The sequence below is a fragment of the Sagittula salina genome (genome assembly GCF_017813235.1).
Classification (GTDB): Bacteria; Pseudomonadota; Alphaproteobacteria; order Rhodobacterales; family Rhodobacteraceae; genus Sagittula; species Sagittula salina.
In genome coordinates, this window is sequence record NZ_JAGISH010000007.1 from 179,163 (window position 1) to 204,659 (window position 25,497).

Here is a 25,497-nt window from a genome sequence, read left to right on the forward strand (position 1 = left end):
TCAGGGTCTGCCGCCGCGCGCCAGCACGCGGACCTCGGTACGCTCGGGGCGGAAGAACCGCTCGAGCGCAGGCAGGCAGCGGCGCGGGTCGCAGGCGCCACACATGAAGACGTCGATGGCCGCATAGCCGTATTCCGGCCACGTGTGCACGGAGATATGCGATTCCGCCAGCAGCGCCACGCCGGTGAACCCCGCGCGCGCGCCAAAGTCATGCGTTCGCACTTCCAGCACCACGGCGCCCGCGTCCTCCGCCGCCTGCCGTAGCACCGGACGCACCGCCACGGCGTCAAGCAGGTCTGCAGCGCCATGAAATTCGGCGATCATATGTCTCCCCAAGGGCGCTGACCTCCCGGCCTTGGGGGGCGCCGTGACACTGGTCGGGGAAGGGGAAATCAGTGTCATCGGCCATCCGTACTGCTTTTCAGAACTTATCCTGCGATCACGGCCCAAGATTTTCCACAGGTTTTGCACGGGCTTCCGTCGGGTTCCCGTGTCTTCGCTGCAAATACCGAACTTCCTAGGGTTGAACTACGTATAATAAACTATGATATCGGAGTGTCTCTCGACCTTGGCACGGCTTTAGCGGTGCCAGAGATCAGGGTCGGATTTTTCATGAGGCCGTTCCGCGGTCGCGACATTCGCAAGGTCCTACGCGGTTTGGCAATTTGAGAGGTCCGATGGAACTGAGACTGATACGGTGCAAGTGCAACTACAAGTTGCGAATGGGGGCAGGCACCTGCCCCTACTGCTTTCGTGCGACGCCCTTATACAACCGGTATTGGTTTTGGATCGCAATGATTTTGGGCATTGCGGGCCTGGTGACGATAGTTTTGGCCGAACGAAAGGTGGCGGCCGCCCTGTTTTGACGTGCGCGCATGTCCGCCACCCGATTCGCCGCCGATTGCGGTCCCTGGTTCAGCCTCGGTAGGGTGCCGGAAACAGGGAGCGGGAGGCGGAAGATGAATCTCGACAGACGGATGGTGCTGCTGGGTGCGGCGGCGCTGGGCCTTGCGGGGTGCGGTGGCGCGCCCACGCTGACCCCGGCGCGGTCGGGTGGCCTTGGGCCGGAGTTTCGACCGCAGCCGAACGCCAGCTATGACGCATGGGTGGCGGCCTTCCGGGGGCGGGCGCAGGCGCGCGGGATCACACCGGCCACGCTGGATGCGGCCTTTCGCGGCGCGGGTTACCTGCCGGGCGTAGTGGAACGTGACCGCAACCAGACGGAATTCAGCCGCTCGCTGGAGGATTACTTCGCGCTGGTCGCGCCGGAGGAGAAGGTCGGCTTTGGCCGCCGCGCGGTGGCCGCGCAGCGCGGCGCGCTGGAGGCGGTATCCGCGCGCTACGGCGTCGAGGCAGACGTGATCGCGGCGATCTGGGGGGTGGAGAGCTACTTTGGCACCAGGAAAGGCGAGATCCCTGTGATCTCCTCCACCTCGACGCTGGCCTGGGAAGGGCGGCGCGGGGCATTTTTTGAATCGAATCTGATGGACGCGCTTCGAATCATCCAGGCGGGAGATGCCCGGCCGCAGGAGTTCCTTGGCAGTTGGGCGGGAGCCTCTGGGCACACGCAGGTGATGCCCAACGCCTTCATGAGTTTCGCGGTGGACGCGGACGGCAACGGGCGGCGCGACGTCTGGGGCGAAAGCCCGGTGGACGCCTTTGGCACCACGGCGAATTACCTCGCGCGCTCGGGCTGGCGGAAGGGCCAGCCCTGGGGGCTGGAAGTGCTCCTGCCACAGGGGTTTTCCGCTGCCATCGGCAAGGGTGTGAAGCGCAACGTGGCTGAATGGCGCGCCTTGGGCGTGGAGGCCGCGCGCGGCACGATCCCGGATGCGGGTCAGGCCGCCGTGCTGGCCCCCATGGGCATCGGGCGCCCGGCCTTCATGGTGTTCCGCAATTTCGAGGTCATTCTGCGCTACAACCCTTCCGAGAACTATGGCCTCGGCGTGGGTTATCTTGCCGCCCGGTTGGCTGGAGGCGGGCCGTTGCAGACGGACTTTGGACCGGACCGCTACGGTCTGACGCTGTCCGACCGGCAAGCGCTGCAGCGCGGGCTGACGCGGGCGGGCTTTGACTCGGGTACGCCGGACGGGGTGCTGGGCGCAAAGACCGAAGCCGCCATCCGGGCCTGGCAGCAGGCAAGGGGCCAGCCAATTACCGGGCAGCCGTCGCGCGCGCTGCTTCTGGCGCTGGGGTGATGGCGGTCGGCTCCTGTCAGGCCACGGCCAGCAGCCGGGCCTGATAGGCGCGCAGCGTCGTGCGGGCGGCGCCATAGGCCTGCTGCCCCTCGACAAAGGCGAGCATCGGGAAAAGCCGCAAAAGCTCCCGCCGTTGCGGCATGTCCAGCCCACCCAGAGACAGGTCGCCGGGTTGAAAGCTTTCGGTCCAAGCGCCGTCGGACAGCACCAGTTCGTGCCGGTCGAACATGAAGTGGACGTAGGTGACACCCTCCTTCGGGGTGATCTGCTCTATCCCCGGCCGCCCCGCGAGGTGCTGTGCGGCGACGAGCACTTCGTCCTCGCCAAAGAGCAGTTCGATGGCGGCACCGGTCATCACCACGCGGTGCTGCGCCGATACCAGCAAGTCGCGATCCGGCGCGCCGCGTCCCAGTGCGCCCGCGCGGATCAGGATCGGGCAAAGCGCCGGTTCGGCCGCAATCTGGTGCCCGGTGAGGCGTTTCTGTCCGACCCAGCGCACCGGCTGATAGCCGTTGTCGCGGGTCAACACCCGGTCGCCCACGGCGATGTGCGCCGCGTCGACCGCGCCCCGTTCGGTGGCGATGCGCGTGCCGGGGGTGAAACAGGGCACGTGGTTGACGGTCTCGATCTCGGAGAACGTCAGCACCGAGCCGTCCAGCCAGGTGACGGTGCCCGCCTCCGCCCCGGTCATGGTGATCGTCGCCGGGCCGCTGATATTGAGTGTATCGCCCAGCGTCTCGCCGGTTTCGCCGCCAATGACCTTCAGCGCGGTGCCGTCCACGTCCGCAGTCCCAACGGAAAAAGTATCGTCGCCGCCGCCCCCGTCGATCACGTCGCCGGAGCCCGCGCGGATCAGATCGTCGCCGTCTCCGCCCGACAGAAAGTCTGCTCCGGCACCCCCTGTCAGCGTGTCGTCGCCCGCCCCGCCGGTCAGCGTGTCACGGCCAACGCCACCGGTCAGGCTGTCGTCGCCCGCCCCGCCATCCAGCGCGTCATCGCCCGCCCCGCCCGTCAGTGTATCGCGCCCCGCGCCGCCCGCCACGGTCATACCGCTGCTGTCTGCCGCGCCGTCCATGCTGTCGTCGCCGCCACTGAGGGTGAGGGTCTCGATTTCCGAGAAGAGCGCGGTGGAGGTGCCGTCGCTGATCGTTCCAGCCTCGTCGCCGGTATGGGCCACGGTCACGGGGGCCGTCAGGGCGGAGGCGTCGATGCTGTCCATATCGAGGCCCGAGGTCGCCGTCTCCCCGCCTGCGATGGTGTCGGCGCCAAAGCCGTCCCCCAGCACGAACGTATCCGCGTCGGCCCCGCCTGCCATCCTGTCCGCGTCAAGCCCGCCAAGCAGCGTGTCGCGGCCCTCGCCCCCCAGCAGCGTGTCACGCCCGGCGTCGCCGTCGAGCAGGTCGTTCCCCGCGCCGCCGTCGAGCAGGTCGTCCCCCGCCTCGCCCCACAGGCTATCATCGCCCGCGTTCCCGCGCACCGTGTCGCTGCCCGCGCCGGCCCTGACGCTGTCGCTCCCCGCTCCGGCCAGAACGCTGTCGTCGTCGGATCCGTCGGACGCATCGCCGTTGTCGATCCGGTCGTCCTCCGGGTCGCCGGAGTAGACCGTGTCGATGGTGTCGTCGCCTGCGGTCCCTTCGACGATGAAGTTGCCGACAGACGGCGGCACGCCCATGGCTGCCAATGCTGCGGGGGCCGCGACTTCCGCCGCGCTCACGCCCAGCAGCGTCAGCGTAGCACCCGAGGGAAAGGTCAGCACCGCGTCCCCGCTGCCGTCGCCGTTGGTGTCGGTGACGACGATGTCCGCGCTGGTGATCGGCTCACCCATGGCGTCGGTCAAGCCGCTGATATCGAGCAGGTCATTGCCCGAATACGCCCCGCCGCCGAGGTCGGTGGGAGCCGCGAAGCCCGTAACCACGTCCGCCCCGCCGGTATCCGACAGCAGCAATGTGTCGCGGCCCGCGCCCAGCACGATGGTCTCGATCTCGTCGAAGCCCAGCGTCGCGGTGCCGTCCGAAACGGTGCCGTTTTCGGGGTCGATGCTGGTCAGGTCGATGGTCAGAGCGTCGGTGACGCGGCTCAGGTCCAGCGTGTCGCCGTCGGTCTCCGCCACGCCTTCGGCGTCGACCGTGTCATTGCCGAAACCGTTTTCGATCACAAAGGTATCGTCGCCCCAGCCGCCCCAGAGGTAATCGTCCCCCGTGCCACCATAAAGCAGGTCGTTATCGTAGGAGCCGCGCAGCCAGTCGTCACCATCTCCGCCGAACAGTGTGTCGTCGCCCTCGTTGCCCTCGACGGTGTCGTCGCCCGCGCCGCCGTCCACCCAGTCGGCGCCGGTCTCGCCATAAAGCGAATCCGATCCGTCCCCGCCGAGCAGGCTGTCGTCGTTCTCGTTGCCGTAGATCGCGTCGTCGCCCGTGCCACCGGCAATGGTGTCGGCGCCCGCCGCACCGCGCAGGGTATCGTTCCCCGCTCCCCCGTCGATGCTGTCGGCGCCGGTTGTGCCCACCACGCTGTCCGCGCCGTCCCGTGCGGTGATCCTCATGCCGATGGACGAGGCCGAGGCATCAACGGTGTCGTTCTGTTCCGACAGGTCGAGGCTCTCGATCCCGGAGAAACTGCCGACAGCGCTGCCATCGCCAAAGAAGCCGTCCTCGTCGCCGGTAAAATTGACCTCGATCCCGGAGGTGGTGAAGCCTGCCGCGCTGAGCGTATCGTTGTCGGTGCCCGAGGTGGTGGCCTCGCCACCGACAATCCGGTCACCTGGACCGACGCCGGTCAGCGCAAAGAAATCGGCGTCCGCGCCGCCCTCCAGCGTATCCTGCCCCGCGCCGCCCGTCAGCACGTCCGCGCCGTCACCGCCCGACAGGCTGTCCGCGCCGCTGCCGCCGGTCAGCGTGTCGTCGCCGCCCTGTCCATCGACCACCAGCCCGGCGCTGTCGGCCCTTCCATCCACGCGGTCGGCGGTATCGGGCAGGATCAGCCTTTCGATGTCCGAAAAGGTCAGCGTGCTGGTGCCGTCGGTGATCGTACCCGACTCTGGGCCGGTATAGGTCACGGTCAGTGGCACGGTGACGCCGGAGAGGTCGAGGGTGTCGCGGTCCTGCGTGCCGCCCACGCCTTCGCCCCCCGTGATCGTGTCACCACCAAAGCCGTCGAGGATCACGAAAGTGTCGGCGTCATCCCCACCCGCCAGTAGGTCCGCCCCGGTGCCACCGGTGATCGTGTCCGACCCCGCGCCGCCGTCCAGCGTCACGGCAGCACCGTTCAACCGCGCATCGAGGACGTCGGCGTAGGCGGTCGCCCGGATATCCTCGATCTGGTCGAACGCACCCGAAGCGGTAGCGCCGGGATCGTTGAAGGCATAGATGCCTGCCTCGCCAGCGGTGAAGGTGACGGTGACACCCTGCGCTGTGGTGGCAGAGGCAAAGGCGATGGTATCGGTGTCAGTGCCGCCCTCGCCGCCGTGGATGGTGTCCGCCCGGTCCATGTCGGAGATGGAGAAGAAATCCGCGCCGTCACCGCCGTCGAGCGTGTCGTCGCCGGCGCCGCCGTCCAGCGTATCGTCTCCCGCGCCGCCGGACAGCGAATCCGCGCCGCTGCCGCCCCTGAGGGAATCCGCGCCGCCAAGCCCATTGACGGTCATGCTCGCGCCGGAGGCGGAGCCGTCGATTGTATCGGCCTGCTCAGTGAGGTCCAGCGCCTCGATGTCCGTGAAAGTCAGCGTGTCGCTGCCATCTGTCGCGGTGCCCGCCTCGTCACCGGTCAGCACCACATCCACGCCGCCGGACAAAGTGGTAAAGGAGAGCGTGTCGAAATCCGCCGTGGCGCCCGCGCCCTCGCTGCCCGTGATGGTGTCCGCGCCGAACCCGTCTTCGATGACAAAGACATCCTGTCCGTCGCCACCCACAAGCGAATCCGCACCGCTGCTGCCATGGATGCTGTCGTCGCCCGCTTCGCCGTGAATCGTGTCGCGGCCCTCGCCGCCGTAAATCGTATCGTCCCCCGCTCCCGCGAATATCAAATCGTCCTGCGCCTCGGGGACGGATGCTGTGACCTGCGTCGGGGCCGTGAACCCCTGCGTGGAAAAGGCATAGTTGGTGCCCACGGGTCGGGTGGTGACGTCGAACACCAGCGCCTGCTGGCTGTCGTAGGCGAATCGTGCCCAGTGCGCTTCATCCGCGATGGTGGAGTCGGCGAAATCGACGGGGGAGACCCGCAGCACGCCGGCGTCCGCGACGGCGGTCAGGTCGGACGGATCGCTCAGTGTCACATCCGTGACGTCCGACGCGCGCGCGCTGACGCTTTCGGCAGAGGTGTCGATATCGGTGAAGGTGAAGGCGCCTGTCAGGCGGAGAGGTTCGCCGGTGTCCTGATCGTAGAACTCGAAACGCAGCGTGACCACGGTCCCCGATGCGGCGGCGCCGTCCTGATTGAGGTAGATTGAATTTGCGCGAAAGATCACATCGAGGTTCGGATCGTCGGAATCGACGATCGTCATGCGCGCCTGAATGGTGATCCCCTCCGAGGTGACACCGATATTGTCGTAAACCGCGTAGGACCCTGCGGGGCCTTGGCCCGCGTCGCCGGTGGCGGAGATCGTGCTGAAATCGATGCTGGAGAGCGTGCCGCCAAAGCGCCCGAAATCGACGTCATCGCCATGAATGATGTCGCTGCCCGCGCCGCCGTAGATGGTGTCGATGCCGGAACCGCCGACGATCTGATCATCGCCATCGCCGCCGGTGATGACATCTGCCCCGCCACCTCCATCGAGCGTCAGGCCGGAGGAATCGAGGCCAGCGTCGATGGTGTCGCCGGAGTCCGTCCCCCGGATGCCTTCGATGTCGTCGAAGGCGACGGTATTCGTGCCGTCGGTCACGCTTCCGTCCTCGGAGGCAGTGAAGGTTACCCTGACCGGCCCGCTGGCGCCGCCGAAATCGAGGACGTCACCGTCGGAGCCGGGCGTGCCTCCGCTGGTGGTGTCGCCGTAGATGGTGTCGCTGCCCCAGTCATCATCGAAGAGGAAGACGTCGTTGCCCGCGCCGCCACTGCCTGTGTCGTCGCCCGCCCCCAGCAGGATCACATCGTCACCGCCGCCCGCGTCGACGGAATCCGCGCCGCTGCCTGCGTGGATCAGATCGTTGCCCGCGCCTGCGTCGATGGTGTCGTTGCCGCCACCGCTTCGGACCGTGTCGTCCCCCGCCCCGGTAGAGACGGCCTGCGCATCGCCCGCGAAGAAGAAATCCTCGGCGCCATCCGCTGTGGTCATCCCGTCGAAGTCGTGCACCTGTCCGCCGCCCAGCGTGGCGTCGGTGCCGCTGGTGCCGGAACTGCCCACGGTAAAGATGCTTGCCCCGTCGGACATCCGCAGTTCGCCGGTCAGCCAGCTGTAGCTGACGTTGATCCCCGACAGCGCCGACATGTCGAGCGTATCGCCGTTGACCGCGTTGATCCCGGCCCAGAAGAGCGGGTCGTTCCAGTTCGAAAGCGTAACCGTATACGTCGCCATTCTCTGCGCCTCCCGCCTGTGCAGGAGAGCGACCCGCCAATGCGGCGCGGCGACGTATCAACAGGGTGAACCGTTGATGGACGCCTTTCCCATCTCTGCACAATACTATCGTTTTGTGGCTTCTGCCTCTGTTTCAGAAACGCGAAGAATGTGGCTGAATTGGGCGGTTTCGTGGGTAATCCTTAGGATTTGCACCAAATTGTCCAGGGATCCGCGCCACTGGCGGCCGTGAAGCGCGGAACCGCGCTGCACGTCAGAGCAGCGCGCCCAGGGGCGCCAGCAGGCCCTTGCCGCGCAGGGTGCGCACCGGATAATCGGGATCGCCGATCATCTGGTCGATGGTGAAGCCGGGTTCGATCTTGACCATCCGGCGGGCCACTTCGGTGGCCTGGTCCATCCGGCCGGTGGCGGCATAGAGCGCCAACAGCGTGCGGTGAACCGGCCGCGACAGCGGCGCGGCGCGGGCGGCTGCCTCTCCGGCGGTTATGGCTTCCTCGTAGTGGTCGCACGCCAGCGCGATCAGGCAATGCCCGGTGTCCCACCAGTGCCGAAAGGGCGAAGATTTCGCGATGGCGCAGGCGCGGGCAGAGGTACGGTATGCCTCCTGCAGGCGGCCGGCGGTGATGTAGGCTTCCGACAGCGCCTTCAGTCCGAAGGCAGAGACAGGATTACGCTCCACCGCGCTTTGCGCGAGGTCCATCACCCCGGCAAGATCGCCGTGCACGGTGCTGCGGACCTTGGACACGATGGACATCACCAGCGGGTTTTCCGCCCCCGTTTCCATCGCACGGTGATAGAGGTCGATGGTCTCCTCCATCAGGCCGCCCTGATCCTCCTCCGACATCTCCATCATCTGGGTCATGCGGATCAGGCTGCCCCACGCCAGGTAAAGCCCGTTCTCGTCGTGTCGGTAGGCCTGATCCATCAGCCCGTAAGCCTCGCGCAGGGCGTCCTGATCGTAGCTGAACATGCGATACAGGGCGAGCCGGGAGAGCGCGGTGGCGCGGGTCTCCGGGCGGTCCTTGGGCAGGGCATGCGGGATCTTTCCGAGGATCTGGTCGGCCGCCTCAAAAACGGTACGGGCGATCTCGTCCTCCGAGTTTGTGATGGCCTCCAGCCGTTCTACCCGCTGCATCCTGGAATAGAGAATTCGGGCGCTGGGCTGATGCACCGCCTTGAGAAACAGCATGTGGCTGTTGCCATCGGCCAGAAGCTGGCTCTGGATCAGCACGTCCGAGGGGGGCGCATCCGGGGCGCCGACGCTGTCGGGATCCGCCTGCCGCCATGCGCGGACCTGATCCGCGATATTCTCGCCGATTTGGTTCGACAGCACATCGGCAAGGATGCGGTCGCGCCCCGCCGCAGTATCACCATCCGACCGGCAGGTGATCAGGATGCCGCGGTTGCTGCTGGGTTGTGTGCGGTTGATCATCGCCTGCAACTGGGCGCGTTCCTGCCGCAGCCAGTCCTCGAACTCCGGATCGCGCACGTCGATCCCTTCGAGCAGTTCGGTGCGGTCGTCGCCGGGAACGATTTCTTCGAGCAGATCGACACGGACTTGCCGTTCGGCCAGGCGAATGGCGTTGCGGTCGGCCTGCAGCAGGTCAGCTTCGGATCCCAGGGCGGATCGCAGTTTGGACAGCGCCTGCCTGAGATTCGCGCCTGCCTGCTCTGGACCGAAGCTGGACCAGAGCTTGTCTTCCAGCCAACGCCGTGGCCGTTCCATGCCGGGGCTGAGCGCCAACATGGCGATGAGCGCCTGGTTCTTGGCGCCCTTGGGCGTGCAATCACGCCCATGCCGCCCCGTTAGCCGCAATGGGCCGAGGACGTCGATTCTAAAATGCGTTTGCCGCTGGTCCGGCACGAAACCCTCCAACTCTTTGCAAACGCTAGCAGTAACCGTTTTCACCGGCAACAGGCGTTAATATTTCGTGAAAATCACAACCGGCGGGTGAAGAGGTTTTGACCTGGGGGAGCCGCGCGGCAAGGCTGCTTCGAACAGGACATCGGTATGCACCCGGGCCGGGGCCATTCACGGTTCACGAGGGTTCAGAGCCTGCCATGTCTTTGCATTGACTGGATGCGCGGTGCGTCGCGCATGTCCGGTAGGTGATACCGGCCGATCGGTCCGGTGGTAAACGGTACCGGGGGGAATCGTCCGATTCCCCCCTTTTTGCGTTCCAGGTTTCCACTCCCTGAGATCACGCTGAATTCACGAGCCTGGCATGAAACCCTGTACGAAAGAGTTTATGGGCGCTCACAGAAAACCCCGTATTTTGCGATAAACTCACGATGCGTTCACGAAGCGATGTGATGGTTTTATTAACGCTTCACCGACCGATCAAAGACCGATCAGAAGCGGCGGGCCTTGAATTACGGGGGGTTTAATGACCGGCAACAGCACAGCTCAGCACCCGGACATTCGCGTGATTGCAGGCGGCGGAACCCTTTGCGTGCGGCGACGTGACGGCCTGCAGGGCATGCCGAGGCGGCCGACGGGGGCCGAGTTGGCGGTCGAAATGGCCGAGATCTTTGCGCTGTCGCTGCTGCGTCACAAGGCGCTGGGCGACCTGAGTGATCCGCAGAGTGCGGTGATCATCGATCAGGACACCCGGTTTTCGCTGGAGCAGTTGCTGCGCGAATTGCGGGCGCTGCGCTGGAGTGCGCGGCGGACGCCGCTGCGCACCATCGCCGCCGCGCCGCCGCGTCGCTGGCGGGGAAGGCGCGCGGAGGTGGAAATCACCCAGGAGGCGCTGTTTGGCGGTGGGGTCACCATGCCGACGGGGGCGGCCGGGTCACCGCGACTTTCGGCGCTCTGGCGGGAAGATCACGCCGTCGCAGTACCGGACCCGGGGGCGCAACGCCCGGCGGATGATGCCCCGATGTCGGCATGGCTGGCCTGGGCCGCGCGCCACTGCGGGGCGGGGTTGCGGGTGCCGGGGCGGTCGGTGTCCACTCTGCGGGACGGCACGCTGGAGGAGATGGCTGAAGATCTCCACGCGATGCCGCCGGCGCGGCCGTTCCTGAACGCGGCCGTTGCACTTCTGGCGCGTGGGGTGCAGGTGCAGTCGGGACTGGGAGCGGAGGCCGCGCGCTGGGGAGGCAGCCGCCTGATGCGGCTTTTGGCCGAAGCGGAGGCGCGCGCGATGCGGGCAGCGCATCATCAGGTGCTCACCCCGGACCGCTTGCAACGTCCCGCTGTAATGGCGGCACGGATGACGGTCTGGCTCGCGCGCGAGGAACGCGGCTCGGAGCCGGCGGGGGCCTTTTCGAGGGCGGTGGCAGACGAATTGGCGAGGACTGCGCCGAACCTTCTGTACTGGATGGGCCAAGCCAATGCGGTCCTGAGGCAGGGACCGCGCGCGTTGTCGCGGGACGACGCGCTGCGGCGCCGGGCAGGGCTGGGGGGCGGATTGTTCCTGCCGCTGAGCGCCGATCCCGGGCGTGATGGAAAGCTGCCGCTGGACTGTGCCAGCCACGCGGTGGTCGCGGGGGCGCTGGCCACCTTGATGAAGGCGCTACTGGACCCGGCGCAGGAGATCCAGTTGCAGGCCATGGGGGCGGAGGCAGAAGGTGTGCCACTTGCGCCGGAACTGGATCGCATGGTGGCCGATATCGGGCTGGCACGGGTGGTGTCAGGCGGCTGGTATCCGGTGGAAAATGCCCGACAGGTTCGTCTGGGTCAGTGCATTGCTATGCAGCTTTTACGCGAATCTATGGAGGCGGAGAACCGCGATGCGGAGCTGGCCTTTCGAGACTTCGACGGGCGCAAGCTGCGGATCGTGGCGCGGGCGCGGGGCTTTGGCCGTGGGCAGGTGTACGTCGAGGCGGACGGCATACCGGAGTCCTGGCCGCGCGACGCATGCCCGGCGGCGGCACATCTGACGGCTGTTGTCTGAAGCTTGATTCATGTCAGGGTGAACGCCGGTGCCGCATGGCAGACTGAGGCTGCAGGACACGGGAGAGTGCCATGAAACATATGTTTTCTATCGTATTTCTGGCCATGGCGATTGCCGCCGGGCCGGGGCAGGCGCAGGATGCCGGGGTGGGCGAGGACCTGTACCGCAGACATTGCGCCACCTGCCACGGGCTCGAGGCGCGTGGCGACGGACCGATGGCGGGTGCGATGGTTCTGAAGCCGAATAACCTGCGGGACCTGACGGCAGCCAACGCCGGGGTCTTTCCTCTGGAGCGCGTGATCAAGCGCATTGACGGGCGTGATCCGCTGGTCAGCCACGGCTCGCCCATGCCGGTTTACGGCGACTTCTTCGAAGGCAGCTACGACGTGGCGATGAAGACCCATACCGGGCAGCCGATCCTTGCCTCCCAGCCGGTCGTGGACCTTGTGACCTACCTGCTGGAAATCCAGCGACAGGAATGACTTAGCGGCAGATTTCCTCGCGTCTCAGGCCGGGCCAGGGCACTGCCAAGCGCGGAGCCGTGATAACCCGGTCGAGCCTGTCGACCGGCATTTCAGCGGCGATCATGGCGCGCAGACGGGTGGTACGCGGCGCTTCTGGATCGAGCAGACGACAGCAGACGTATTCCTCCACGATGCTGCCTTGCTGTTCATACCCGTAGTCGAGGAATCGCGTCGTATTGTCGGGGTCGAACAGGTAGGGATCGGCACTGCCAATATGTTCGGTAAGAGCCTTTAAGGGAGTGTAACCGGTCTTTTTTCGGTTTTGCCACTGCCAGACATGGGTTGCCTCATGTGCGAACAGCATGGCGTCGTAGAGGTCGATCTGCTCCGGGTAGCCCGCGAGGAAGTCAGGGCGGTAGATATCTTTGCGGACCAGTATCTTGTTAAAGAACACCGTGGCTGCGGGGGCGACGGTGACGGTTTGTTGTTCTGTTATTGGCGGCCAGATGCGTTCCTGACAGGTGGTGCGCGGACGTACGGGAATCCGGTGGGTCACGGAGCCCGCGAAATGGCCATCAACGATGCGCACCTTCGAGGTGTCGAGGTCCGGCCCCTGAATGGCTGCAAGGTATTGTGCCTCTGACGGGGTCAGCGGGCGGCCGCAGGCGGCCAGAAAGAGCAACAGGATCATTAGCGCGCGCATGACGGGAGATTTGTCGTGAATGCGACGCTTGTCCAGCGGAGTTGGGGAGGTGGGCGATGGATTGACCATGGCTGGTCCTGGTTGATCAAGCGTAAGCCCCGGCCCGCATGCGGGGCCGAACTGGCCGATATTAACGGTTCGACGGGCCAAGGCGCGACAGTCGCCATTTGACGGAGAAATTTGGGCCGCGTGATTCCGCGGGCGGCGCCTTAAGGAAGCCTTGAACGCGACCAGGGAGACGTGGTCGGGTGAATTTTCTTCCCGCCTGGGTTTCAGCGCCCGTAACCGCGATCCACCGCGGCAAATCAATAAGAGGTGCGAAAAGGTTTGACGCCCCATGGAACGTTCCATATGAAAAGTGGAACGTTCCATATGGGGGTAAGGCGTGAACTGGGCATTGTTCGGCGCGAGCACGATCGCCAGCCAGTACATGATCGATGCGATCCGCGGTCAGGGCGGGCGTATCGGCTGGGTGGTCAGCGGTGACGCTGTCCACGCGGCGGCGTATAGGGCGAAGCACGAAATCGGGCATTGGTCGACCGCGATCCTCGAAGCGCTCGAAGATCCGGGCATCGAGGCGGTTTACATCTCCTCCACTAACGACAAGCACCACGCGCAGGCCATGGCGGCGATCGGGGCCGGAAAGCACGTCCTGTGCGAAAAACCTCTGGCCTTGGATCCGTCGCAGGCGCGTGAAATGATCGCCGCCGCGCAGGAGGCGGGCGTGACGCTCGCCGTGAACCACCACCTGCGCAGCGCAGGAAGCCATCGGGCGATCCGCGACCTGATCGCGAAGGGCGCGGTGGGGCGGGTGCTGTCAGTCCGGGTCTTCCACGCGGTGGAGCTGCCCGTGCACCTGCGAGGCTGGCGGCTCGATGATCCGAAGGCTGGCGGCGGCGTGATACCGGACCTGACGGTGCACAACGCCGATACGGTGCGTGCGGCCCTGGGCGAGGACCCGGTATCGGTCGTGGCGGAGATGGCCGCGACGGGGCTGGGTAAGGGCGTCGAGGATTCCGCCATGTCGGTCTGGACGATGCCCTCGGGGGCGATGGTGTTCAGCCACGAAAGCTTTACCCACCCGCACGCCGAATCGGGGCTGGAGGTGCACGGCACCGACGGGTCGATCCTTGCACGTGGGATCATGGCGCAGGAACCGGTGGGCGAGGTCACGCTTGTGAACGCCGAGCGGCGCACGCCGGTCGAGTACGACAAGGGCGGTCTATACGCCGCGGTGATCCGCGATTTCGAAGGGGCCGTGGCGCAGGGGCGCGCGCCCCATGCCAGCGGCGAGGACGGGCTGAAGTCGCTCCTGATCGCGCGCGCGGTGCTCGCCGCGGCGCAGAGCGGGACGCGGCAGATGATCGAATATGGAGACAAAAAATGAGCAAGGTTGTCAGCGCGGCCGAAGCGGCGGCGCGTATCGCCGATGATGCCGTCGTGACGGTGTCGTCGTCTTCGGCACTGGGCTGCCCTGACCGCGTTTTGCAGGCCATCGGGGAACGGTTCGACGCCGAGGGCCGGCCGCGCAACCTGACTACGCTACACCCGATCGCCGCAGGTGACATGTACGGTGTTAAGGGAGTGGACCATATCGCGAAGGACGGGTTGCTGGCGCGCATCCTTGGCGGGTCCTACCCCTCCGGTCCGTCGTCGAAGCCGATGCCGAAAATCTGGAAAATGGTCGTGGAAAACCGCGTGGCGGCCTACAACGTACCATCCGGGATCCTGTTTGACATGAACCGCGAGGCGGCGGCGAACCGACCCGGCGTGCTGACAAAGGTCGGGCTGGAGACCTTCGTCGATCCAAAGCGCGAGGGCTGCGCGATGAATGCGAAGGCGGCGGAGACGCCGATCGTTCGTCGGGTCGAATTCGACGGCGACACATGGCTGCATTTTCCCAACGTGGTACCGACTGTGGCGATCCTGCGGGCGACCACGGCGGACGAGTTCGGCAACCTTACTTATGAACACGAGGGCGCCTACCTCGGCGGGCTGGAGCAGGCGATCTGCGTGCGCAACCACGGTGGGCTGGTGATCGCGCAGGTCAGCCGCGTGACGAAACGCGGCTCCCTGCGGCCGCATGACGTGCGGGTGCCGGGGCATCTGGTGGATTGCATCGTGGTGGACCCCGACCAGAAGCAGACCTGCGAGACGCCCTACGATCCCGCGATCTCTGGGCAGGTGATGCGGCCTTGGGACAGCTTTTCGCTGGCAGAGCGGGGTGTTGAGAAGGTCATCGCGCGACGCGCGGCGATGGAGCTGAGGCCGGGCATGACGGCGAATCTCGGCTTCGGGATCAGCGCCATGGTGCCGCGTATCCTGCTGGAGGAGGGCCACCCCGAGGCGGTCACCTGGGCCATCGAGCAGGGCGCTGTTGGGGGGATGCCGCTCACCGGCTTCGCCTTCGGCTGCGCGTCGAACGCCGATGCCTTCGTGCCTTCGCCGCAGCAGTTCATCTACTTCCAGGGCGGCGGGTTCGACATCTCCTTTCTGTCGTTTCTGGAGGTCGACGTGGAGGGCAACGTCAACGTGTCGAAGCTGGGCAAGAAGCCGTATCTGACAGCGGGCTGCGGCGGCTTTGTGGACATTACGGCGGGCGCGAAGAAGATCGTCTTCTCCGGCTGGTTCGAGGCCGGCGCGCAGGTGGAGCTGACCGCGGAGGGCATCCAAATCGCCGCCCCCGGCAAGTTCACCAAGATGGTGGAGGCGGTGGAACACGTCACCTTCTCCGGCGCGCGGTCACGGGAGCTGGGGCAGGAGGTGCTGTATGTCACGGAGCGCTGTGTGATCCGGCTGACGGACGACGGGCTGGTAGCGACTGAGATCATGCCGGGCATCGACCCGGAGCGTGACATCGTGGCGGCCTCTGGCGGACGGGTCAGGGTGGCGGAGGATGCGATCACGCTGCCTCTGTCGCTGCTGAGCGACGCGCCGATGGGGTGGGGCCAATGAGCGCGGTACACCTGATCGTTCACGGCGCGGTGGCGGAGCTGCGACTGGACAACCCGACAAAAATGAACGCCTTCACCGTCGAGATGCTGGAACAGTTGGCCGACCACCTGGAGACCATCGAGCATGACGCTGCCTTTCGCGCGGTCATGTTGACGGCTGAGGGCGACCGGGCGTTCTGCACCGGTGCGGATATCAATGGCTGGGGCGACCTGAATCCGGCGGAGTTCGCGCGGCGCTGGGTGCGCTACGGGCATCGGATATTCGACAGGCTGGCGCGGTTGGCCCGGCCCACGGTGGCGGTGCTGAACGGCCATGCCTTTGGTGGCGGGCTGGAACTTGCGGCGGCCTGCGACATCCGGGTGATGGCGCCGAAGGCTGCGCTGGCACTGCCCGAAGCCGCCGTCGGCATCGTGCCGGGCTGGTCGGGCACACAGCGCCTGATGCGCCTGCTGCCGGAGCCGGTGGTGAAGGAGATGGCGCTGTTCGGTCATCGCATCAAGGCAGAGCGCGCGCTGGCCATGGGATTTGCCGCCGCCGTCGATGACAACCCCCGCGCCGCGGCGGAAGCGCTGCTTGAGCGCGCGGTGACGCTGTCACCACGGGCGGTGGAGATCGCGAAATCGATGATCCACGCTGGCGCGAACGAGGACCGCGGCGCCATGGTCGAAGCGCTGGGTAGCGCCGCAATCGCCGCCAGTGACGACCGGCAGGAGGGCGTCGCCGCCTTCCGCGAGAAACGCAAAACAGACTTCACGGGGCGCTGAGCCATGAAAGACCTTAACATCGTGACCGACACGCAGCTGGCGCTGCCGGATACACCCTATCGCGCCTGCCACTTCATCGACGGCCAGAGGGTAGACAGCGCCGAGGGGCGGACTTCGGAACGGGTTTCGCCCTCGCACGGGGTGGTGGTGAGTCGCGCGGCGCTGGGCGGCGAAGCGGAGGCAGAGGCGGCGATCCGTGTCGCACGCGCGGCCTTTGACGATGGCCGCTGGAGCCGGCTTTCGGGCCGGGTGCGCGCGATCGTGCTGAACCGCGTGGCCGACCTGATCGAGGCGAACGCCGAACGGCTGGCGCTGATGGAGACGCTGGAAAGCGGCAAGCCCATCACGCAGGCGCGCGCCGAATGCAGCGGGGCGGCAGACCTGTGGCGCTATGCGGCATCGCTGGCGCGGACTGTGCATGGCGACAGCCACAACACGTTGGGCGGGGATGTGCTGGCGATGGTGCTGAAGGAGCCCATCGGCGTTGTGTCGATCATCACGCCCTGGAACTTCCCCTTCTGGATTCTGAGCCAAAAGTTGCCGTTTGCTCTGGCGGCGGGCTGTACCTGCGTGGTGAAGCCGTCGGAAATGACGCCCTCGACCACCGCCATGCTGGCGGAATTGCTGACGGAGGCGGGGCTGCCAGCTGGTGTCTGTAACATCGTGCTGGGGTGCGGGAACCCGGTGGGCAGCCTGATGAGCACTCACGAGGCGGTGGATATGGTGTCCTTCACTGGCTCGACCGCGGTGGGCAAGACAATTACGAAGGTGGCGGGCGAGACCCTTAAGAAGGTCGCGCTGGAACTGGGTGGCAAGAACGCGCAGGTGATCTTCGGCGACGCGGACCTCGAGAGTGCCGCCGACGCGGTGACCTTCGGCGTCTATTTCAACGTCGGTCAGTGCTGCAATTCCTCCAGCCGGATCATCGTGCACGAGGATATCGCGGAGGAGTTCGTGGCCCGCGTGGTAGCGCTGTCGCGTAAGGTGGCCTTCGGCAACCCGCTCCACCCGGACACGCAGGTGGGTGCCATCGTCACGCCCGAACATCAGGCGAAGATCGACGGCTACGTGCGCGCGGCGGTGGCGGCCGGGGCGGAGCTGTGCCTTGGCGGCGAGGCGCTGGACGTGCCCGGCGTCGGCGCGCAGTTTTACCGGCCGACCGTGCTGCGTAACGTCACCCCGGACATGGCCATCGCCCGCGAGGAGGTTTTCGGCCCGGTTCTTTGTGTTCTGACGTTTCAGACCCTTGACGAAGCGATAGCGCTATCAAACGATGCGCACTACGGTCTGTCGGCGGGAGTATGGAGCGACAACGTGCACACTTGCCTGGAGTTCAGCCGGAGGGCGCAGGCCGGGACGGTCTGGACGAACACATGGATGGACGGATTCTCCGAAGTGACCTTCGGCGGGATGAAGCAATCCGGGCAGGGACGAGAAATCGGAAGCTACGGCTTCGAGGAGTTCCTCGAGGTGAAATCGGTCGTGATGCGGCTAGGCCGCACGCGCCAGCCTTGGGTGAAGACGTCCTGACGCGCGCGCGTCGAAGGGCGAAACCAACGCGGACAATGGAGGAGGTCTCAATGCGTGGGTATCTTGGGAGGAAGGCGGCGGCTATCGCTGCGCTGATGGCGACGACCAGCATGGCGCAAGCCGCAGAGGTGGAGGTTCTGCACTGGTGGACGGCCGGCGGCGAGGCCGCGGCGCTCAACGTGCTGAAGGAGAAGCTGGAAGGTCAGGGCATCGGCTGGGTCGACATGCCGGTGGCCGGCGGCGGCGGCGAGGCTGCGATGACAACGCTGCGCGCGCGGGTGACGGCGGGCGACCCGCCCACCGCGGTGCAGATGCTGGGTTTCGACATTCAGGACTGGGCGGCAGAGGGCGCGTTGGGCAACCTTGACGCCATCGCCAGCGAAGAGGGCTGGGACGCGGTGGTGCCGGCGGCGCTGCAGCGGTTCTCCAAGTACGACGGTCACTGGATCGCGGCACCGGTCAACGTGCACTCGACCAACTGGGTCTGGGCGAACAAGGCGGTTCTGGATGAACTGGGCATCGCGCAGCCGACCACCTGGGACGAATTCATCGCCGCCATGGAGACGGTGAAGGAAAGCGGCAAGACCCCGCTCGCGCACGGTGGACAGGCCTGGCAGGAAGCGACCATCCTCGACGGTGTGGTGTTGTCGGTGGGCGGCGTCGATTTCTACAACAAGGCTTTTGTCGAGCTCGACCCCGAGGCACTGGGGTCCGACCGGATGAAGGAGGTCTTCGACCGCATGGCCACGCTGCGCGGCTTTGTCGATGACAACTTTTCGGGGCGTGACTGGAACCTCGCGTCGGCCATGGTCATCAACGGCGAAGCGGCATTCCAGATCATGGGCGACTGGGCCAAGGGCGAGTTCCTGAACGCCGGCAAGGTCCCCGGTGAAGACTTCCTGTGCTTCCGTGTGCCGGGGTCCGATGGCGCGGTATCGTTCAACTCCGACCAGTTCGCGATGTTCGGCGTTTCCTCTGACGAAGCCAAGGACGCGCAGTCGACCATGGCGGGCGATATCATGAGCCCGGAGTTCCAGATCGCCTTCAACACGGTGAAGGGATCGGTTCCGGCGCGCACGGACGTGGCAAAGGACGATTTTGACGCCTGCGGCCAGAAGGGTATGGACGATCTCGCCGCCGCCAACGAAAGCGGCAAGCTGGTGGGATCCATCGGTCACGGTCACGCCAACCGCGCAGCGGTGAAAAACGCGATCTACGACGTGGTCACCGCGCATTTCAACGGTGAATACGACTCCGCGACCGCGGTCGAGGAACTGGTGAACGCGGTCGAATCCGCGATGTGATCGCCCGCGCGGGAAGGCGGCCATGCGCCACCTTCCCGATCCTGATCGTGCCGCGCCGGGGGGGTGCCCGCACACCGATTTACAAAAACTGACCGCAGCCCCGCCTGCGGGCAAGGAGGAGCCATGGCGCATCTCGCTAAGGCAGATTTTCGCACGCGTCTACAAGAGTGGCTGCCCAAGCTGGTGCTGTCGCCGTCCATCGCCGCGATGCTGGTCTTCGTCTACGGGTTCATACTCTATACCCTGTATCTGAGCTTCACCGACTCGCGGATGCTGCCCAGCTACGACTGGGTGGGCGTCGAGAACTACGTCAAGCTCTGGGGCCTGCGGGCGTGGTGGACCGCGGTCATCAACCTCGGCATCTTCGCCGGACTCTACATCACGATCTGTACCGCCATCGGGCTGACGCTGGCGATCCTGCTGGACCAGAAGATCCGTGGTGAGGGCACATTGCGGCCGATCTACCTCTACCCGATGGCGCTGAGCTTCATCGTAACCGGCACCGCGTGGAAGTGGATCATGGACCCCGGCATCGGGATCGAGCACACCATGCACCTCTGGGGCTGGGAGAGCTTCCAGTTCAACTGGATCAAGGACCGCGAGATGGCGATCTACACGGTGGTGATCGCCGCCGTCTGGCAGACCAGCGGGTTCGTCATGTCCATGTTCCTCGCCGGGCTGCGCGGCATCGACAACGAGATCCTGAAGGCGGCGCAGATCGACGGCGCCTCTAACTGGAGCCTCTACCGCCGCATCGTCATCCCGCTGCTGCGTCCCGCCTTCCTGTCGGCCTTCGTGATCCTCGCGCATCTGGCGGTGAAATCCTACGACCTCATCATCGCTCTGACCGGCGGCGGGCCGGGGCGGGCGACAGAACTGCCTGCGACCTTCATGTATTCCTACACCTTCACGCGCAACTCCATGGGTATCGGCGCGGCTTCGGCGGTGATCATGCTGATGACCATCGCCGCGATCATGACGCCGTACCTCTACGCCGAACTCAAGGAGAAGAAGTGATGGCTGTCGCCGATCAAGATACCGCCGTCCGCACCGGCCTTGTCACCCGCGTCTTCATCTACGGTATCCTTCTGGTCTTTGCCGCCTTCTACCTGCTGCCGCTGTTCGTCATGCTGACGAATTCCCTGAAGCCCCTGCCGGAGATCACCGGCGGCAACATGATGGCGCTGCCGGATACATGGACCTTCGAGCCTTGGCGGCAGGCCTGGTCCTCCGCCCAGATCGGGGTCGAGCCCACCGGCCTGAAGCCCTACTTCATGAACTCCATCCTGATGGTGGTGCCCGCAGTGGCGATCTCGACCATGATCGGAGCGCTCAATGGATACGTGCTGACGAAGTGGAGCTTTCGCGGCGACAAGATCATCTTTGGCCTGCTGCTGTTTTCCTGCTTCATCCCGTTCCAGATCGTGCTGATCCCCATGGCCAGCGTGCTGGGCAAGCTTGGCATGGCAGGGTCCATTCCGGGGCTGGTTCTGGTGCACGTGGTCTATGGCATCGGCTTCTCGACGCTATACTACCGCAACTACTACGCCGTCTTCCCGACCGAACTGGTGCGCGCGGCGATGATCGACGGGGCCGGGTTCTTCCGCATCTTCTGGCGCATCCTGCTGCCGGTGTCGGGGCCGATCACCGTAGTCTGCGTGATCTGGCAGTTCACCAACATCTGGAACGACTTCCTCTTCGGTGCCTCCTTCGGCGGGCAGACCCAGCCGATGACCGTAGCCCTGAACAACCTCGTCCAGTCCTCCACCGGCGTGAAGGAATACAACGTCCATTTTGCCGGCGCTATCCTCGCCGCGCTTCCCACCCTCCTCGTCTACATCGTCGCGGGCCGCTACTTCGTGCGCGGGCTGATGGCGGGTTCCGTGAAAGGATAAATCCTTGGGTTTCCTCGATATCAAGAACGTCACCAAATCCTACGGAGCCGTCGAGGTCCTGCACCGTGTCGATATCTCCGTTCAGGAAGGCGAGTTCCTCGTGCTGGTCGGCCCCTCGGGCTGCGGCAAGTCCACGCTGCTCAACATGATCGCCGGGCTGGAGGGGATTTCGTCGGGCACGATTTCCATCGACGAACGGGTGATGAACGGTGTGCACCCGTCTAAGCGCAACATCGCCATGGTGTTCCAGAGCTACGCTTTGTACCCCAACATGACGGTGGGCCAGAACATGACCTTCGGCCTCGAAATGCACGGCGTACCAAAGCCCGAGCGCGAGGCGGCGCTCAAGGATGTGGCGAAGCTGTTGCAGATCGAGAACCTGCTCGACCGCAAGCCGGGGCAGTTGTCGGGCGGTCAGCGACAGCGCGTTGCAATGGGCCGCGCCTTGGTCCGCCAGCCGGATGTATTCCTGTTCGACGAACCGCTGTCGAACCTCGACGCCAAGCTGCGCGTCGACATGCGGACCGAGATCAAGAAACTGCACGACAAGCTGAAGACCACGATCGTCTATGTCACCCACGACCAGATCGAGGCGATGACCCTCTCGACCCGGATCGCGGTGATGTATCAGGGCTACGTGCAGCAGCTGGGTACGCCAAAGGAGATCTACGACACCCCGGCCAACGTCTACGTGGCAACCTTCATGGGCAGTCCGGCGATGAATGTGCTGCCCGTGCGGGTCGTGATGCGGGACGGCGTGCCGCATGCGGCGGTCCGGGCTCAGGACGGGGCCGAGCAATACCTGCGCTTCAGCCAGTCCAATCTGGCGGCGTGGGACGGTCGCGAGATCCTGCTGGGTGTGCGCCCTGAGGCGATCACCGACCCGGACGGGGCGGACCGCAACTCTGCCAACATCGTGCCGCTGTCGAACCGCATCGGCGTTACCGAACCGGCGGGCGCGGATACCTTTGTGACCATGGAACTGGGCGGCCGCGACGTGATCGCCCGGATGCGGGCCGATGCCAATGTGGTTTCGGGGCAGGATTTCACCTTTGCCGTGAACATGGAAAAGGCTGTGGCCTTCGACCCCGCATCGGAGGAGCGTATCGCGCCATGACGGACGCGGATGTCATTGTCATCGGTTCGGGCATGGGGGGCGCCACCCTGGCGGCGGCCCTCGCGCCCTCGGGCCGTCGCATCCTGATCCTTGAACGGGGGGATCACCTGCGTCCCTCGGAACACGATCGCAGCGACAGGTCGATCTTTGTCGACGGGTACTACCGCCCGGAGGAAGAGTGGCTGGATGGCGCGGGCGCGGGCTTCAACCCCGGCAATTACTACTGCGTGGGCGGCAATTCGAAGTTCTACGGCGCGGTGCTGATCCGCTACCGGCGGGAGGACTTCTCGCCGCTGCGGCACATGGGCGGGACGACACCGGGCTGGCCACTGTCCTACGACCTGATGGAGCCGTACTACTGCCGTGCCGAACAGATGTATGCGGTGCGCGGACAGGCGGGGGAGGACCCGACGGAGCCGCCGCACTCTGCCCCCTATCCGTATGGGCCGGTACCGGACGAGCCGCCCATCGCGCGTCTCAGGGCGCGGCTGATAGCGGTGGGGTTGCACCCGAGTTCGCTGCCTCTGGGCGTGGATATCGACCGTTGGCTCTCGCGGGCGCATACGCCATGGGATACCTTTCCCGACACAATCGGCGGCAAGATGGATGCCGAAACCGCAGGCCTGAAGGCCGCGCTGGCGCATGATACTGTCCGGCTGCGTCCGGGCTCCCATGTGGTCGGGTTGCTGGCAGGGGCGGGCAACCGGATCACGGGAGTGGAACTGTCCACCGGCGCGGTGCTTCGCGCGCCGGTTGTGGTGCTGGCGGCGGGTGCGGTGAACAGTGCGGTGCTGCTTCTGGCCTCCGCCGATGCGGACAACCCGCGGGGGCTGGCAAATCGCTCCGATCAGGTGGGGCGCAATTTCATGAACCACAACGCCTCGGCACTGCTTGCGATCGACCCGTTCCGGCGCAACAGTTCGGTCTACCAGAAAACCTTGATGATGAACGACTTCTACCTTGGTGGCGGGCCGGGGGGCGAGCCGCTTGGCAATATGCAGTTGCTGGGCAAGATCAGCGGCCCGATCCTGCAGGGCGCCGCAGGTCTGCCGGGGCCATTGGCGCGCTGGATCGCGGCGCATTCGGTTGATGTCTACGCCATGTCCGAAGACCTGCCCCACTCCGAAAGCCGGGTGACGCTCGCGGGCGGGCGTATCCGGCTGGACTGGAAGCGGTCCAACTGGGAGGCGCACGAGGCGCTGGTGGCGAAGCTGAAGCAGGTGCTGCGGCGCGCGGGCTACCCCGTGGTGCTGGCGCGGCCGTTCGACCGGCGCACGCCATCACACCAATGCGGCACAGCGCGCATGGGGGACGATCCTTTCAGCAGCGTGGTGGACACGCATTGCCGCAGCCACGACCATCCCAATCTGTATATCACCGATGCCTCGGTGCTGCCGACCTCGGCGGCGGTGAATCCGGCGCTGACGGTGGCGGCGCTGGCGATCCGGGCCGCGCATCACATCGAACACAACGAAAGGGCCGCCTAGACCCCGCACAGGCGGGGCGGGCGCGCGGAAGAGGTCAACATGTCCAAGGGTTACGATTTCATCATCATCGGCGGCGGCACTGCCGGGTCGGTTCTGGCCGGGCGGCTGACGGAGGACGCGTCGGTCAATGTCCTGCTGCTCGAGGCGGGCGGCAGCGACCGGCATCCCTACTACCACCTGCCAGCGGGCTTCGCCAAGATGACCAAGGGGATCGGGTCCTGGGGTTGGGAAACCGTGCCGCAGCGGAACATGCAGAACAAGGTCTTTCGCTACACGCAGGCGAAGGTGATCGGTGGCGGGTCGTCGATCAACGCGCAGGTCTACACGCGCGGCAATGCGCAGGACTACGACGACTGGCGGCAGATGGGCTGCGATGGCTGGAGCTACGAGGACGTGCTGCCCTACTTCCGCAAGGCGGAGGACAACGAGACATATGACAACCGCTACCACGGCAAGGGCGGGCCGGTCGGCGTCAGCGAACCGCGCGCGCCGCTGCCGGTCTGCGAAGCTTACTTCGAGGCTGCCCGGGCCGTGGGCATCCCGCGCAACCGCGACATCAACGGCGAGACGCAGGAAGGTGCCTGTTTCTACCAGCTGACCCAGAAGGACGGGCGGCGGTCCTCGGCGGCGATGGCCTATGTCACGCCGAACCGGCACCGCGCGAACCTGACCGTGCGACTGGCCGCGCAGGTGCGCCGCATCGTGGTCGACAAGGGACACGCCACCGGGGTGGAGATGATGGACGGCACCCGCATCGCAGCGGGCCGGGAGGTGCTTTTGTGCTCTGGCGCGGTGGGGTCGCCGCGTCTGCTGCAACTGTCGGGGATCGGCCCGGCGGATCACCTGTCGGATCTGGGCATCGATGTGGTGTTCGACCAGCCGCAGATCGGGGAGAACCTTCAGGATCATCTCGATCTTTACTGCATCGCGGAACTGCGCGGCCCGTACAGCTATGATCGCTACGCCAAACCGCACTGGGCCGCCATCGCGGGCCTGCGGTATCTGCTGGGTCGCCGGGGGCCGGTGGCGTCCTCACTTTTCGAGACGGGTGGCTTCTGGTACGTCAACCCGGATGCGCGCTCGCCCGACATTCAGATGCACCTTGGTCTTGGCACCGGGATCGAACATGGGGTGGCGGCGATGCCACAGGGCGGCGTGACGCTGAATTCCTGCTACTTGCGGCCCCGCTCGCGCGGGACGGTGCGGCTGCAAAGCGCCGATCCGGCGAAGGCGCCACTGATCGACCCGAACTACCTGCAGGACCCGATGGATCGCGAAATGTCGATCCGGGGGCTGAAGCTGACACAAGAGATCCTGTCACAGGAGGCGCTGTCGAAATATATCCTTGCGGAGCGCCTGCCGGGGCCGGATGTGCAGACCGAGCAGGACTATTTCGACTTCATCTGCCAGCATTCCAAGACTTCGCATCACTGCGCGGGCACCTGCCGCATGGGGGGTGATCCCGGTGCCGTGGTCGATACGCGTTTGCGCTTCAACGGGATCGCGGGGCTGCGGATCGTGGACAATTCCATTATGCCGTCGGTGGTCTCCTCGAACACCAACGCCGCCGCGCTGATGATCGGCGAAAAGGCCGCGGACATGATCAAGGCAGATCACGGCATGGGCACGGGCGTTGGGCAGGGCCTGTCACCAACCACGCGGGGAGCGGCATGAC

General features: G+C 65.7%; 17 protein-coding genes. 13 read left to right on the forward strand and 4 right to left on the reverse strand.

Translation table 11 applies throughout. The features are described from left to right. The gene (speD, locus tag J5474_RS13770; protein WP_245216454.1) at nucleotides 1-324 is read right to left on the reverse strand and encodes an adenosylmethionine decarboxylase; all 324 of its coding nucleotides are present in this window, start codon (nucleotides 322-324) and stop codon (nucleotides 1-3) included. Between the two features lie 635 nt (nucleotides 325-959). Here speD and J5474_RS13775 point away from each other — a divergent pair. Continuing rightward, on the forward strand, nucleotides 960-2,198 hold the full coding sequence (locus J5474_RS13775) for a lytic murein transglycosylase (protein WP_209361491.1): 1,239 nt from the start codon (nucleotides 960-962) through the stop codon (nucleotides 2,196-2,198). A gap of 16 nt (nucleotides 2,199-2,214) precedes the next feature. Here J5474_RS13775 and J5474_RS13780 read toward each other — a convergent pair whose 3' ends face one another. Beyond that, nucleotides 2,215-7,704, reverse strand: a complete 5,490-nt coding sequence (locus tag J5474_RS13780; RefSeq protein WP_209361492.1) for a Hint domain-containing protein — start codon at nucleotides 7,702-7,704, stop codon at nucleotides 2,215-2,217. A 253-nt stretch (nucleotides 7,705-7,957) separates the two neighbouring features. Next, complete coding sequence (locus J5474_RS13785) at nucleotides 7,958-9,451, reverse strand: AfsR/SARP family transcriptional regulator (protein WP_245216455.1); 1,494 nt, start codon at nucleotides 9,449-9,451, stop codon at nucleotides 7,958-7,960. Between the two features lie 772 nt (nucleotides 9,452-10,223). Between J5474_RS13785 and J5474_RS13790 the strand changes: the two genes are divergently transcribed. Both J5474_RS13790 and J5474_RS13795 read left to right on the forward strand, forming a co-directional pair. After that, nucleotides 10,224-11,603, forward strand: a complete 1,380-nt coding sequence (locus J5474_RS13790) for a hypothetical protein (protein WP_209361494.1) — start codon at nucleotides 10,224-10,226, stop codon at nucleotides 11,601-11,603. A gap of 80 nt (nucleotides 11,604-11,683) precedes the next feature. Then, a complete protein-coding gene (locus J5474_RS13795; protein WP_425342889.1) occupies nucleotides 11,684-12,085 on the forward strand; it encodes a c-type cytochrome in 402 nt (133 codons plus the stop codon). A gap of 1 nt (nucleotide 12,086) precedes the next feature. Here J5474_RS13795 and J5474_RS23145 read toward each other — a convergent pair whose 3' ends face one another. Beyond that, nucleotides 12,087-13,202: a hypothetical protein gene (locus tag J5474_RS23145; RefSeq protein WP_342454041.1), complete on the reverse strand. Its 1,116-nt coding sequence runs from the start codon at nucleotides 13,200-13,202 to the stop codon at nucleotides 12,087-12,089. On the opposite strand from J5474_RS23145, the gene J5474_RS13805 reads away from it, so the two are divergent. The 10 genes from J5474_RS13805 (at nucleotide 13,156) to J5474_RS13850 (ending at nucleotide 25,496) form a co-directional block, all read left to right on the forward strand. Further along, nucleotides 13,156-14,157 carry a Gfo/Idh/MocA family protein gene (locus tag J5474_RS13805; RefSeq protein ID WP_209361496.1) on the forward strand — a complete coding sequence of 334 codons (1,002 nt, stop codon included), beginning with the start codon at nucleotides 13,156-13,158 and terminating at the stop codon, nucleotides 14,155-14,157. The genes J5474_RS23145 and J5474_RS13805 overlap by 47 nt on opposite strands. After that, a complete protein-coding gene (locus J5474_RS13810; protein ID WP_209361497.1) occupies nucleotides 14,154-15,725 on the forward strand; it encodes an acyl CoA:acetate/3-ketoacid CoA transferase in 1,572 nt (523 codons plus the stop codon). Before J5474_RS13805 ends, J5474_RS13810 begins: the two co-directional genes overlap by 4 nt. Then, complete coding sequence (locus J5474_RS13815) at nucleotides 15,722-16,489, forward strand: enoyl-CoA hydratase/isomerase family protein (protein ID WP_209361498.1); 768 nt, start codon at nucleotides 15,722-15,724, stop codon at nucleotides 16,487-16,489. Before J5474_RS13810 ends, J5474_RS13815 begins: the two co-directional genes overlap by 4 nt. 3 nt (nucleotides 16,490-16,492) lie before the next feature. Next, on the forward strand, nucleotides 16,493-18,019 hold the full coding sequence (locus tag J5474_RS13820) for an aldehyde dehydrogenase family protein (RefSeq protein WP_209361499.1): 1,527 nt from the start codon (nucleotides 16,493-16,495) through the stop codon (nucleotides 18,017-18,019). 50 nt (nucleotides 18,020-18,069) lie between these two features. After that, entirely contained in the window at nucleotides 18,070-19,323 is a 1,254-nt protein-coding gene (locus J5474_RS13825) for an ABC transporter substrate-binding protein (protein ID WP_209361500.1), read from the forward strand. Between the two features lie 123 nt (nucleotides 19,324-19,446). After that, the gene (locus J5474_RS13830) at nucleotides 19,447-20,340 is read left to right on the forward strand and encodes a carbohydrate ABC transporter permease (RefSeq protein ID WP_209361501.1); all 894 of its coding nucleotides are present in this window, start codon (nucleotides 19,447-19,449) and stop codon (nucleotides 20,338-20,340) included. After that, complete coding sequence (locus J5474_RS13835) at nucleotides 20,340-21,218, forward strand: carbohydrate ABC transporter permease (protein ID WP_209361502.1); 879 nt, start codon at nucleotides 20,340-20,342, stop codon at nucleotides 21,216-21,218. Before J5474_RS13830 ends, J5474_RS13835 begins: the two co-directional genes overlap by 1 nt. A 4-nt stretch (nucleotides 21,219-21,222) precedes the next feature. Beyond that, nucleotides 21,223-22,335, forward strand: coding sequence for an ABC transporter ATP-binding protein (locus tag J5474_RS13840; RefSeq protein ID WP_209361503.1), 1,113 nt, complete (start codon nucleotides 21,223-21,225; stop codon nucleotides 22,333-22,335). Further along, nucleotides 22,332-23,822, forward strand: coding sequence for a GMC oxidoreductase (locus J5474_RS13845; RefSeq protein WP_209361504.1), 1,491 nt, complete (start codon nucleotides 22,332-22,334; stop codon nucleotides 23,820-23,822). The genes J5474_RS13840 and J5474_RS13845 overlap by 4 nt, the downstream gene beginning before the upstream one ends. Nucleotides 23,823-23,861: 39 nt before the next feature. Next, complete coding sequence (locus J5474_RS13850) at nucleotides 23,862-25,496, forward strand: GMC family oxidoreductase (RefSeq protein WP_209361505.1); 1,635 nt, start codon at nucleotides 23,862-23,864, stop codon at nucleotides 25,494-25,496. The last annotated feature ends 1 nt before the right edge of the window (nucleotide 25,497 follow it).